At 63.7% G+C, this 12,837-nt stretch carries 9 protein-coding genes; all 9 read left to right on the top strand.

The annotated features are described in order from the left end of the window. Positions 1-13: 13 nt before the first annotated feature. The 9 genes from glyA to PKB_RS28900 all read left to right on the top strand — a co-directional run bounded on the left by glyA (position 14) and on the right by PKB_RS28900 (position 12,427). The gene (glyA, locus tag PKB_RS00925) at positions 14-1,267 is read left to right on the top strand and encodes a serine hydroxymethyltransferase (protein WP_043248238.1); all 1,254 of its coding nucleotides are present in this window, start codon (positions 14-16) and stop codon (positions 1,265-1,267) included. A gap of 108 nt (positions 1,268-1,375) precedes the next feature. Then, on the top strand, positions 1,376-2,626 hold the full coding sequence (locus PKB_RS00920) for a sarcosine oxidase subunit beta (RefSeq protein ID WP_043248236.1): 1,251 nt from the start codon (positions 1,376-1,378) through the stop codon (positions 2,624-2,626). 13 nt (positions 2,627-2,639) lie between these two features. Beyond that, positions 2,640-2,963: a sarcosine oxidase subunit delta gene (locus PKB_RS00915; protein WP_043248234.1), complete on the top strand. Its 324-nt coding sequence runs from the start codon at positions 2,640-2,642 to the stop codon at positions 2,961-2,963. Positions 2,964-2,965: 2 nt separating this feature from the next. Next, a complete protein-coding gene (locus PKB_RS00910) occupies positions 2,966-5,986 on the top strand; it encodes a sarcosine oxidase subunit alpha (RefSeq protein WP_043248232.1) in 3,021 nt (1,006 codons plus the stop codon). A gap of 92 nt (positions 5,987-6,078) precedes the next feature. Beyond that, the gene (locus PKB_RS00905; protein WP_043248230.1) at positions 6,079-6,714 is read left to right on the top strand and encodes a sarcosine oxidase subunit gamma; all 636 of its coding nucleotides are present in this window, start codon (positions 6,079-6,081) and stop codon (positions 6,712-6,714) included. 60 nt (positions 6,715-6,774) lie between these two features. Beyond that, entirely contained in the window at positions 6,775-7,632 is an 858-nt protein-coding gene (gene purU / locus PKB_RS00900) for a formyltetrahydrofolate deformylase (protein WP_043248228.1), read from the top strand. A gap of 196 nt (positions 7,633-7,828) precedes the next feature. Beyond that, positions 7,829-9,028 (top strand): formaldehyde dehydrogenase, glutathione-independent, encoded by a 1,200-nt coding sequence (fdhA, locus tag PKB_RS00895; protein WP_043248226.1) that lies wholly within the window; start codon positions 7,829-7,831, stop codon positions 9,026-9,028. A 355-nt stretch (positions 9,029-9,383) separates the two neighbouring features. Further along, positions 9,384-11,975, top strand: coding sequence for an EF-hand domain-containing protein (locus PKB_RS00890; RefSeq protein ID WP_052355143.1), 2,592 nt, complete (start codon positions 9,384-9,386; stop codon positions 11,973-11,975). Positions 11,976-11,986: 11 nt separating this feature from the next. Continuing rightward, the gene (locus PKB_RS28900) at positions 11,987-12,427 is read left to right on the top strand and encodes a lysozyme inhibitor LprI family protein (protein WP_156957969.1); all 441 of its coding nucleotides are present in this window, start codon (positions 11,987-11,989) and stop codon (positions 12,425-12,427) included. The last annotated feature ends 410 nt before the right edge of the window (positions 12,428-12,837 follow it).

Here is a 12,837-nt window from a genome sequence, read left to right as displayed (position 1 = left end):
CACGGAGACCGCGATGTTCAGCAAGCATGACCAGATCCAGGGCTACGACGACGAACTCTTCGCCGCGCTGGCCGACGAGGAAGCCCGCCAGGAAGACCACCTGGAGCTGATCGCCTCGGAGAACTACACCAGCAAGCGCGTCATGCAGGCACAAGGCAGCGGCCTGACCAACAAGTATGCCGAGGGTTATCCGGGCAAGCGCTACTACGGCGGCTGCGAGCATGTCGACAAGGTCGAGCAGCTGGCCATCGACCGCGCCAAGCAGCTGTTCGGCGCCGACTACGCCAACGTCCAGCCGCACTCCGGCTCCTCGGCCAACAGCGCCGTCTACCTGGCCCTGCTGAACGCTGGCGACACCATCCTCGGCATGAGCCTGGCCCACGGCGGTCACCTGACCCACGGCGCCAAGGTCTCGTCCTCTGGCAAGCTGTACAACGCCGTGCAGTACGGCCTGGACACCAAGACCGGGCTGATCGACTACGACGAAGTCGAGCGCCTGGCCGTCGAGCACAAGCCGAAGATGATCGTCGCCGGCTTCTCCGCCTACTCCAAGACCCTCGACTTCCCGCGCTTCCGCGCCATCGCCGACAAGGTTGGCGCGCTGCTGTTCGTCGACATGGCCCACGTCGCCGGCCTGGTCGCCGCTGGCCTGTACCCGAACCCGCTGCCCTACGCCGACGTGGTCACCACCACCACCCACAAGACCCTGCGCGGCCCGCGCGGCGGCCTGATCCTGGCGCGCAGCAACGAAGAGATCGAGAAGAAGCTCAACTCCGCCGTATTCCCCGGCGCCCAGGGCGGCCCGCTGATGCACGTGATCGCCGCCAAGGCGGTGTGCTTCAAGGAAGCGCTGGAGCCCGGCTTCAAGGAATACCAGGCCCAGGTCATCAAGAACGCCAAGGCCATGGCTGAAGTCTTCATCGACCGCGGCTACGACGTGGTTTCCGGCGGCACCGACAACCACCTGATGCTGATCAGCCTGGTCAAGCAGGGCCTGACCGGTAAGGAAGCGGACGCCGCCCTCGGCCGCGTCGGCATCACCGTCAACAAGAACGCCGTCCCCAACGATCCGCAGAGCCCCTTCGTGACTTCGGGCATTCGCGTCGGCACCCCGGCCATCACCACCCGTGGCCTCAAGGAAACCCAGTGCCGCGAGCTGGCCGGCTGGATCTGCGACGTGCTCGACCACCTGGGCGACGCCGACGTCGAGGCCAAGGTGGCCACCCAGGTCGCCGGCCTCTGCGCCGACTACCCGGTCTATCGTTGAAATTCCCGCGGCATTGCCCGTAGGAGCGAGCTTGCTCGCGAACCCGACACTACCTTCGCAAGCCAGCTCGCTCCCACGGGACTGAGCAGAAATACCAGGAGCACCCACATGCAACGCTATTCCGGCTTCGGCCTGTTCAAGCACTCACTGAGCCACCACGAGAACTGGCAGCGCATGTGGCGCACGCCGACGCCCAAGCCCGTGTACGACGTGGTCATCGTCGGCGGCGGCGGGCACGGCCTGGCCACCGCCTACTACCTGGCGAAGGAACACGGCATCCGCAACATCGCGGTAGTGGAGAAGGGCTGGCTGGGCGGCGGCAACACCGCGCGCAACACCACCATCGTCCGTTCCAACTACCTGTGGGACGAGTCGGCGCTGCTCTATGAGCACGCGATGAAGCTGTGGGAAGGCCTGTCGCAGGACCTCAACTACAACGTCATGTTCTCCCAGCGCGGCGTCTACAACCTCTGCCACACCCTGCAGGACATGCGCGACGGCGAACGCCGCGTGAGCGCCAACCGCCTGAACGGCGTGGATGGCGAGCTGCTCAACGCGCAGCAGGTGGCCGAAGAGATTCCCTACCTGAACTGCACCAAGAGCGCCCGCTACCCGATCATGGGCTCCACCGTGCAGCGCCGTGGCGGCGTGGCCCGTCACGATGCCGTGGCCTGGGGCTTCGCCCGTGCCGCCGACGCCCTGGGCGTGGACCTGATCCAGCAGACCGAAGTCATCGGCTTCCGCAAGCAGGACGGCGCGGTGATCGGCGTCGAGACCAACCGCGGCTTCATCGGCGCCAAGCGCGTCGGCGTGGTCACCGCCGGTAACTCCGGGCACATGGCCAAGCTCGCCGGCTTCCGCCTGCCGATCGAATCGCACCCGCTGCAGGCGCTGGTTTCCGAACCGCTGAAACCCATCATCGACAGCGTGATCATGTCCAACGCCGTGCACGGCTACATCAGCCAGTCGGACAAGGGCGACCTGGTCATCGGCGCCGGCATCGACGGCTACAACGGCTACGGCCAGCGCGGCTCCTACCCGGTGATCGAGCACACCCTGCAGGCCATCGTCGAGATGTTCCCGGTGCTGTCCCGCGTGCGCATGAACCGCCAGTGGGGCGGCATCGTCGACACCACCCCGGACGCCTGCCCGATCATCGGCAAGACCCCGGTGAAGAACCTGTTCTTCAACTGCGGCTGGGGCACCGGTGGCTTCAAGGCCACCCCCGGCTCGGGCAACGTCTTCGCCGCCACCCTGGCGACCGGCGAACCGCACCCGCTGGCGGCGCCCTTCTCCATCGAACGTTTCCATACCGGCGCGCTGATCGACGAGCACGGCGCTGCAGCCGTAGCGCACTAAGAGGGCTATCACCATGTTGCACATCTTCTGCCCCCATTGCGGCGAACTGCGCTCCGAAGAGGAATTCCACGCCAAGGGCCAGGCGCACATCCCGCGCCCGCTGGACCCGGCGGCCTGCTCCGATGCCGAGTGGGGTGAATACATGTTCTTCCGCGACAACCCGCGCGGCATCCACCACGAGCTGTGGGTGCACGCCGCCGGCTGCCGGCAGTACTTCAACGTCACCCGCCACACCGTGACCTACGAAATCCTCGAGACCTACAAGATCGGCGAGAAACCCAGCGTCACCGCCGCCGACAAGAAGTCGCCCGTCCAGCCCGCAGTCGAGAAGGCCTGAACATGAGCCAGATCAATCGCCTTTCCCGCGGCGGTCGCATCGACCGCAGCAAGCCGCTGACCTTCACCTTCAACGGCCAGCAATACCAGGGCTTCGCCGGTGACAGCCTGGCCGCCGCCCTGCTGGCCAACGGCGTCGACGTCGTCGGCCGCAGCTTCAAGTACTCCCGTGCCCGCGGCATCGTCGCCGCCGGCGCCGAAGAGCCGAACGCCATCCTGCAGATCGGCTCCCGCGAAGCCACCCAGGTGCCGAACGTGCGCGCCACCCAGCAGGCGCTGTACGCCGGCCTGGTATCGAGCAGCACCAACGGCTGGCCGAACGTGCAGAACGACCTGATGGGCGTGTTCGGCAAGGTCGGCGGCAAGATGATGCCGCCCGGCTTCTACTACAAGACCTTCATGTACCCGCAGTCCATGTGGCTGACCTACGAGAAGTACATCCGCAAGGCCGCCGGCCTGGGCCGCGCGCCCACCGAGGTCGATCCGGACAGCTACGACTGGATGAACCGTCACTGCGACGTGCTGATCGTCGGCGCCGGCCCTGCCGGTCTGGCCGCCGCCCTGGCCGCTGCGCGTAGCGGTGCCCGCGTGATCCTCGCCGACGAACAGGAAGAGTTCGGCGGCAGCCTGCTCGACACCCGCGAAACCCTCGACGGCAAGCCCGCCGCCGAATGGGTCGCGCAGGTCGTCGCCGAGCTGCAGAGCCTGCCGGAAGTCGTCCTGCTGCCGCGCTCCACCGTCAACGGCTACCACGACCACAACTTCCTCACCATCCACGAACGCCGCACCGACCACCTGGGCGAAACCGCCCCGCTGGGCCAGGTTCGCCACCGCGTCCACCGCGTGCGCGCCAAGCGCGTCGTGCTGGCCGCCGGCGCCCACGAGCGTCCGCTGGTGTACGGCAACAACGACCTGCCGGGCAACATGCTGGCCGGCGCCGTCTCCACCTATGTACGCCGCTACGGCGTGGCACCGGGCAAGAAGCTGGTGCTCTCGACCAACAACGACTACGCCTACCGCGTGGCCCTGGACTGGCAGGAAGCCGGCCTGGAAGTGGTCGCCATCGCCGACGCCCGCGCCAACCCGCGTGGCGAATGGGTGGAAGAAGCCCGCAAGCGCGGCATGCGCGTCATCACCGGCAGCTCGGTCATCGAAGCGCGCGGCAGCAAGCGCGTGACTGGCGCGAAGATCGCCGCCATCGACCCGATCCGCCTGAAAGTCACCGCTCCTGGCGACTGGCTGGACTGTGACCTGATCGCCAGCTCCGGCGGCTACAGCCCGGTCGTGCACCTGGCTTCGCACCTGGGCGGCAAGCCCGAGTGGCGTGAAGACATCCTCGCCTTCGTCCCCGGCGAAGGCCTGCAGAAGCGCATCTGCGCCGGTGCGGTGAACGGCGTGTTCCGCCTCGCCGACACCCTGCAGGACGGCTACAACGCCGGCACCCAGGCCGCCGAGGACGCCGGCTTCAAGGCCGTCGCAGGTGACTTGCCGAAGGCGCCCGAGCGTGTCGAGGAGCCGACCGTCGCGCTGTTCCAGGTCCCGCACGAGAAACCCACCTCGCGCGCGCCGAAGCAGTTCGTCGATCCGCAGAACGACGTCACCGCCGCCGCCATCGAACTGGCCTGCCGCGAGGGCTTCGAGTCCATCGAGCACGTCAAGCGCTACACCGCGCTGGGCTTCGGCACCGACCAGGGCAAGCTGGGCAACATCAACGGCCTGGCCATCGCCGCCCGCGCCCAGGGCAAGAGCATCGCCGAGACCGGCACCACCATGTTCCGCCCGAACTACACCCCGGTGACCTTCGGCGCGGTCGCCGGCCGTCACTGCGGCCACCTGTTCGAGCCGGTGCGCTTCACCGCCCTGCACGCCTGGCACGTGAAGAACGGCGCCGAGTTCGAGGACGTCGGCCAGTGGAAGCGCCCCTGGTACTTCCCCAAAGCCGGCGAAGACATGCACGCCGCCGTGGCCCGTGAGTGCCGTGCCGTGCGCGAGTCGGTCGGCCTGCTCGACGCCTCGACCCTGGGCAAGATCGACATCCAGGGCCCGGACGCCCGCGAGTTCCTCAACCGCGTCTACACCAACGCCTGGACCAAGCTGGACGTGGGCAAGGCCCGCTACGGCCTGATGTGCAAGGAAGACGGCATGGTCTTCGACGACGGCGTGACCGCGTGCCTGGCGGACAACCACTTCGTCATGACCACCACCACCGGCGGCGCCGCCCGCGTGCTGGAATGGCTGGAGCTGTACCACCAGACCGAATGGCCGGAGCTGAAGGTGTACTTCACCTCGGTCACCGACCACTGGGCCACCCTGACCCTGTCCGGCCCCAACAGCCGCAAGCTGCTGGCCGAGGTCACCGACATCAACCTCGACAAGGAAGCCTTCCCGTTCATGACCTGGCAGGAAGGCAAGGTCGCCGGCGTACCGGCACGGGTGTTCCGGATCTCCTTCACCGGTGAGCTCTCCTACGAGGTGAACGTCCAGGCCAACTACGCCATGGGCGTACTGGAAGCCATCGTCGAGGCCGGCAAGAAGTACAACCTGACCCCGTACGGCACCGAGACCATGCACGTCCTGCGCGCCGAGAAGGGCTTCATCATCGTCGGCCAGGACACCGACGCCTCGGTGACCCCGGACGACCTGAACATGGGTTGGGCCGTGGGCCGCACCAAGCCGTTCTCCTGGATCGGCTGGCGGGGCATGAACCGCGTCGACTGCCTGCGTGAAGACCGCAAGCAGCTGGTCGGCCTCAAGCCCACCAACCCGATGGAAGTCCTGCCCGAGGGTGCGCAGCTGGTGTTCACCGCGCAGCAGTCGATCCCGATGAACATGGTCGGCCACGTCACCTCCAGCTACATGAGCAGCAGCCTCGGCTACGGCTTCGCCCTGGCGGTGGTCAAGGGCGGTCTCAAGCGCATGGGCGAGAAGGTCTACGCACCGCTGGCCGACGGCCGGGTGATCGAGGCGGAAATCTGCAGCTCGGTGTTCTACGACCCGAAAGGCGAGCGCCAGAACGTCGACTGAGTTTTCCCCTCGCCGCCGCGCTCCCCGAGGGAGCGCGCCGCGCACCGGACAGACAGGATTCGCGGACGCACGGCGTCCCAAGGTGAATACGAATGAGCAAGGCAAACGTCTACCAGCAACGCCCCGAAGCCGGGGTGAAAGTCGAGACCCCGCTGCACCACGCCGAGCTGGACAAGCTCGCCAGCCGGGGCAACCCGAAAGCCGGCATCACCCTGCGCGAGAAGAAGCTGCTCGGCCACCTGACCCTGCGCGGCGACGCCCATGACGCCGCCTTCGCCGCAGGCGTGCACAAAGCCCTGGGCCTGGAACTACCGGTAGCCCTGGGCCTGGTGGCCAAGGGCGACGTCTCGCTGCAATGGCTCGGCCCGGACGAGTGGCTGCTGATCGTCGCCGGCGGCGAGGAATTCGCCGTGGAACAGAAGCTGCGTAAAACCCTCGGCGAAGAGCTGCACTACTCGGTGGTCAACGTCAGCGGCGGGCAGACCCTGCTCGAACTGAGCGGCCCGAACGTGCGCGAGCTGCTGATGAAGTCCACCAGCTACGACCTGCACCCGAGCAACTTCCCGGTCGGCAAGGCAGTCGGCACCATCTTCGCCAAGTCGCAGTGCGTGATCCGTCACACCGCCGAGGACACCTGGGAGCTGGTGGTGCGCCGCAGCTTCGCCGACTACTTCTGGCTCTGGCTGCAGGACGCCAGCGCCGAGTACGGCCTGCAGATCGCCGCGTAACTTCCCGGCAGGCGGGCCGTGCACGGCCCGCTTCCCCCGCGTCTCGACCGGAGCCCCGCCATGAGCCGCACCCCCGATACCTGGATCCTCACCGCCGACAGCCCGAGCCTGCTGGGCACCGTCGACGTGGTGACGCGCTACCTGTTCGAACAGCAGTGCTACGTCACCGAGCACCACTCCTTCGACGACCGCCTGGCCCAGCGCTTCTTCATCCGCGTGGAGTTCCGCACCCCGGCCGGCTTCGACGAGGCCAGCTTCCGCGAAGGCCTGGCCGAGCGCGTCGAGCCCTTCCAGATGAAGACCGAGCTGACCCCGGCGGGCTACCGCAGCAAGGTGGTGATCATGGTCTCCAAGGCCGACCACTGCCTGAACGACCTGCTCTACCGCCAGCGCATCGGCCAGCTGCCGATGGACGTGGTGGCGGTGATCTCCAACCACCCGGACCTGGAACCCCTGGCGCGCTGGCACGGCATCCCCTACCACCACTTCGCGCTCGACCCGAACGACAAGGGCGCGCAGGAAGCCAAGGTCTGGCAGGTGATCGAGGAGAGCGGCGCTGAACTGGTGATCCTCGCCCGCTACATGCAGGTGCTCTCCCCCGAGCTGTGCCGCAAGCTGGACGGCTGGGCGATCAACATCCACCACTCGCTGCTGCCCGGCTTCAAGGGCGCCAAGCCGTACCACCAGGCGTACCAGAAGGGCGTCAAGCTGGTCGGCGCCACCGCCCACTACATCAACAACGACCTCGACGAGGGCCCGATCATCGCCCAGGGCGTCGAGCCGGTGGACCACGCCCACTACCCCGAGGACCTGATCGCCAAGGGCCGCGACGTCGAGTGCCTGACCCTGGCCAAGGCCGTGGGCTTCCACATCGAGCGACGGGTGTTTCTCAACGCCAATCGCACCGTGGTGCTGTGAACGCTACTCCGCTGCAGATCACAACGTAGGGCGTATAACCCTCCGGGTTATACGCCGCACGACCCGAGCAACACCGACAGACCCGCCGGCTGCCAGCTGTACTCCGGCCCTGTCGCGCAACAGACGACATCCCAGTGCAAAACCGCACGGCCATCGCGCCGCGCATTTGTGCCCACAACGACAATGAGGAATGCGTATGTCTGGTAATCGTGGTGTGGTTTATCTCGGCCCAGGTAAGGTCGAAGTCCAGAACATCCCCTATCCGAAGATGCAGGACCCACAGGGCAAGCAGATCGATCACGGGGTGATCCTGCGCGTGGTGTCCACCAACATCTGCGGCTCCGACCAGCACATGGTGCGCGGCCGTACCACCGCGCCAGAAGGGCTGGTGCTCGGCCACGAAATCACCGGCGAGGTGGTGGAGATCGGCCGTGGCGTGGAAACCATGAAGATCGGCGACCTGGTCTCCGTGCCTTTCAACGTCGCCTGCGGTCACTGCCGCACCTGCAAGGAACAGCACACCGGCGTCTGCCTGACGGTCAACCCGTCGCGTGCCGGCGGCGCCTACGGCTACGTCGACATGGGCGGCTGGGTCGGTGGCCAGGCCGAATACGTCATGGTCCCCTACGCCGACTTCAACCTGCTGAAGCTGCCGAACCGCGACCTGGCGATGGAGAAGATCCGCGACCTGACCTGCCTGTCCGACATCCTGCCCACCGGCTACCACGGCGCGGTAACCGCCGGCGTTGGCCCGGGCAGCACCGTCTACATCGCCGGTGCCGGTCCGGTCGGCCTGGCTGCCGCTGCTTCCGCCCGCCTGCTGGGCGCCGCGGTGGTAATCGTCGGCGACGTCAACCCGACCCGCCTGGCCCACGCCAAGGCCCAGGGCTTCGAAATCGCCGACCTGTCCAAGGACACCCCGCTGCACGAGCAGATCGCCGATCTGCTGGGCGAGCCGGAAGTGGACTGCGCGGTGGATGCGGTGGGCTTCGAGGCGCGTGGTCACGGCCACTCGGGCTCGCAGCACGAGGCTCCGGCCACCGTGCTGAACTCGCTGATGGGCGTGGTGCGGGTAGCCGGCAAGATCGGCATCCCCGGCCTGTACGTCACCGAGGACCCGGGCGCGGTGGACGAAGCCGCCAAGCACGGCAGCCTGAGCATCCGCTTCGGCCTGGGCTGGGCCAAGTCGCACAGCTTCCACACCGGCCAGACCCCGGTGATGAAGTACAACCGCCAGCTGATGCAGGCAATCATGTGGGACCGCATCAAGATCGCCGACATCGTCGGGGTGGAAGTCATCACCCTCGACGACGCGCCGAAAGGCTACGGCGAGTTCGACGCAGGCGTGCCGAAGAAATTCGTCATCGACCCGCACAACCTGTTCCGCGCCGCCTAAAAAACGGCAAGCGCTCCGACCGCGGCGCCCCCCGCCGCGGTTTCTCTCCAGGGGAGCCTTCGGGCTCCCTCTTTTTTTGTCTGTGGATATCCCACAGCGCCCGGCACGAAAACGCCTGCTCCTCGTAGGAGCGAGCTTGCTCGCGAACCTCCCTCAACCCGCCTTAGGTCAATCCTTGTCGGGAACAGGAAATCTCTTACAACCCCCTCAGACGCACCCGAAAGACACCCCGCCTCCACGCCTGAAAGCATCCGCGACCTCGAGCACAGAAGGCCTTTGCCCCCCTGATTTTCGCCCGTCCGGACCTCACCGACGCCTCTGCTGCTCGTGTCATCCAGCGAACAAAGGAGATGTCATGGCTACCCCCTCTCTCAGCGCACTGGCTGCCGCCGCAGCCAACGCCGTCAATGCAGCACGTGCTACACAACGCGAAGGCGAGCCTCTCAAGCTGCCAATCTACGCGCCTTTACCAGGCGAGCAGTGGGCCGACAGCCACGAGTACATGCACCTGCCTGCCGTACGGCAATGGAGCCATCCGTTCGGCAGCAAGGCCGATCCACTGCGGCAACTGACCGAGTTGGCCTACGCCAAGGGTGGCTACTACCCGTTGGGGCGCAATGGCATCTGGCATGCCGGCGTGCATTTCGATGCCGGTACGGCGGGCATCCTCGATCAATCCTTTGTGCGCTGCCTGGCCGACGGCGAGGTGGTGGCTTATCGCATCGACAGCCAATCACCCACCAGCGAATTCACCGTCAACCGCCAGCCGGCGCAACGGCCGTTCACTCGCAACTTCGTACTGGTGCGCCATCGCCTGCAGGCACCGAAGATCGCCGGTAGCGACGACACCCCACCGAGCCTGACCTTCTACAGCCTGTACATGCACCTGCAGGACTGGTCGGTGTACCAGGCGGACAAGAGCCTGCAGCGACCGGCGTTCTGGCCGCCCGGTAAGTTTCTGCGGGTCAGGGAGTCGGTTCAGGACCATGTGCCTGGTCTCGATGGCCTGGTCTGGTTACGCACGCGGATCGGCCCGAACGGTGGCGCGATCATTTCCGGCCTGGCCCGCGGCACGGAAGTGACCGTCAGCGGCACCAGCAGCTACCGCAAGCTGGAGAACCTCGCCGGTCCCCGGCAATTGCTGAGCGACGGGGCGTTGCAGGGCTATGTCCGATTCAGTCATCTCGCCCCGCTCGATGGCGGCGAATACCGCGCCACCCACGAGCTCGAGGTGCTCGCCAGCGCCGATGCCCACGCTCACCGGCTGATGAAACTGCCTCTTGGTACGGTGGTGCGCCTCAGCGGCGAAGGTGCCTGCCGCAAGCTGGAGTGGGTCAACCAGTACGTCCACTTCGACTCCCTGCTGAGCGAACCGGAACCGCAGGAACGGGACCGCTGCGTGGTGCTCGACGAACCGGTGCCGATCAAGGCCGGCGCCCTGATCGGCCACCTGGGCACCTACCATTTCTGCTACGCCGATGAGCCGACTCGGCAACTGCACCTGGAAGCGTTCAGCGGCCAGGATGTCGGTGGCTTTATCCACTTCTGCCGCGAGTGGGCCAAGCGCCTACCCGCCAGTGGCAAGACCTGGCTGCAGGTACCCAAGGGCACGCCGATAGCGCCGGATCGGGCCGACCTCAGCGCCGCGCGGTACCCATTCGTCGACAGCGACACTCCACGCAGCGCCGCCGAACTCTACCTGCCGAAAAGCCTGCTCGACGGCTTGAAACCCGAACACAAGCTCACCATCCCGGCAAAGGATGGTCGCAAGGCCTGTACCTGGTACCGCCTGGACAACCTGCTGCACGACGAGCACAACCAGCTGCAGTCCGGCTGGGTGAAGGTCGAGGCCGACGCCCAGTGGGCCAGCCCCTGGGAATGGCCCGGCTACGACGTCATCTGCAACCGCGACACGCCCCAGCGCTGCGTCGCCTACCGGCAACAAACCACGATGGAGCGGCTGAACGAGCAAGCCCGCGAACGCTACAGCCAGATGGCCGACCTGTCAGACCAGGGCCCGCTACGCAGCCGGCTGTTCGAGATCATCGACCGCAATCGCGACGGCCGGATGACCGCCGATGAACTGCAAAAGGCCCTCGAACTACCCGCCCATGCGCAATCGATTTCCCGCCTGGTGATCCACTGCGAAAACGAATGGCACTGGATTCCGCAGAAGTGGAACGAGCTGGACGAGATTCTTGGCCATAGCCCGTCGACCCCGCATACCAATTGGATCTCTGGAAAGCGTCGAATTGAACAGATGTGCTGGTGGAATGACGTGGCTGGGAAAGTGGGGCTGCCGGTGGATGGGCGGGTTTGGCATTTTCATCCGATTGGCTTTCTTACTTCACTTGCAAAAAATCTTGGCAGTCTAGAGAGGTTAATTAGAAAAATCGGCGACATTATCTCGCATGGAGAAGGTAACTATGAGTCATACAACACGGGAACAAAGGATGTACCAGATGGGCGGGTAGGATTCTCGTTCCTGCACCCACCAACAGGGACTGTGACCAACAAAACCATTGACGAAATAATCGACACAGATGAATTGCCCGGAACAAACAGAAACAGAATGTTTGCAACTGGAAAATATCAAACAGTGATAGCAACCCTCAAGACTGCGAAGAGATCCATGGGGCTTTCCGGCGACGAGTTATATGATGAACACATGCAGGAGCGTGTCTTCTCTGAATATCTATTCAAAAAAGCTGGCGGCGGTGTCTTGGCAAGATTCGTTGAAGACGGAAGAGGCTCCGTTGATGATGCACAATATGCCGCATCAAAAGAATGGGCTTCAATCTCAACCCCAGCCGGGAGAAGTATATATGACGGCAGAATTTCGAATGGGGAAATGTCCTATTACTCCGGAAACGCAAATAGCGGAAACCAAGAATCTACCAACAACCTAAGATTGCTTCTGCAGAAAGTTGGCCTTGGTGATTACTAAGAAGGCTGTGAGTGGAGAAAAGAACCGTGGCTCTTAGCACGCATTTTAGAATTTTTATTAAAACCCTTTCAGCAGCAGCAATTTTACTTGCATTTCAAAATCATGCTCTATCCGAAGACCTAATGAGAGCTGACTACTTGGCTGCTTACAACTCCTGCATAAATGATTCTGGAAAAATAATTGATAGCGCAATAAGCGGGTGCACAGAGTTCGTTTATAAAAATACAAAAAAGGAGATCAACCTTCTTTACAAAAAGATTTACTCAAAAATACTCAACACATCTCCCGTAGATGCAAAGAAATTTGAAGATTCTCAAAGATCCTGGCTGAAATATAGGAATTTCCACTGCGAGCTAGCCGGGAATTATGTCGGCGAACCTATGCGCTATACATGCCCAATGAAAATCAACATACAACGAATGCAAGAATTGAGAGAGCTGTCTGGAGAGTGATCTACTCACTATAGACAAGTAGATAACACTAGGTGAGCGACGACAGCAAAGCCTCAGCATACGCCGAATTGAAGAAGTAGGATTTTATAGAAATGACAAAGAAAGAAAAATCAACGAACACACTACAGAAATGCCACCGCAGCATATAGAAATTGACAACGACTGCTGCAGAGGACCTATTTCTTATGAACACTAGGGTGCCAAATAATAAATCTGAATGTACTTGCTTGAAGATAGTCTATATTTGGCAAAACTCTCGCCACTACTTGAGAGCCCGTACACACTTAACTTCGATACTCTCAAAGGCTGAGCGAAAGATAAACACTTAGTCTATATCCACGCCACCAAAGAACTTTGGGCGTATAACCGTTCGCGGTTATACGCCGCTACACCCATCTCCAATCCAGCAC

This window comes from Pseudomonas knackmussii B13, from assembly GCF_000689415.1.
Lineage (GTDB): Bacteria > Pseudomonadota > Gammaproteobacteria > Pseudomonadales > Pseudomonadaceae > Pseudomonas > Pseudomonas knackmussii.
The sequence above is the reverse complement of the archived record's forward strand: the minus strand, read 5'-3'. Positions and strand labels throughout refer to the sequence as shown.

Bases quoted from the DNA above. Each gene is read 5' to 3' on its own strand.
- glyA (WP_043248238.1), top strand. From the start codon at position 14: ATGTTCAGCAAGCATGACCAGATCCAGGGCTACGACGACGAACTCTTC.
- PKB_RS00890 (WP_052355143.1), top strand. From the start codon at position 9,384: ATGGCTACCCCCTCTCTCAGCGCACTGGCTGCCGCCGCAGCCAACGCC.
- fdhA (WP_043248226.1), top strand. From the start codon at position 7,829: ATGTCTGGTAATCGTGGTGTGGTTTATCTCGGCCCAGGTAAGGTCGAA.
- PKB_RS00905 (WP_043248230.1), top strand. From the start codon at position 6,079: ATGAGCAAGGCAAACGTCTACCAGCAACGCCCCGAAGCCGGGGTGAAA.
- PKB_RS00915 (WP_043248234.1), top strand. From the start codon at position 2,640: ATGTTGCACATCTTCTGCCCCCATTGCGGCGAACTGCGCTCCGAAGAG.
- PKB_RS00910 (WP_043248232.1), top strand. From the start codon at position 2,966: ATGAGCCAGATCAATCGCCTTTCCCGCGGCGGTCGCATCGACCGCAGC.
- purU (WP_043248228.1), top strand. From the start codon at position 6,775: ATGAGCCGCACCCCCGATACCTGGATCCTCACCGCCGACAGCCCGAGC.
- PKB_RS00920 (WP_043248236.1), top strand. From the start codon at position 1,376: ATGCAACGCTATTCCGGCTTCGGCCTGTTCAAGCACTCACTGAGCCAC.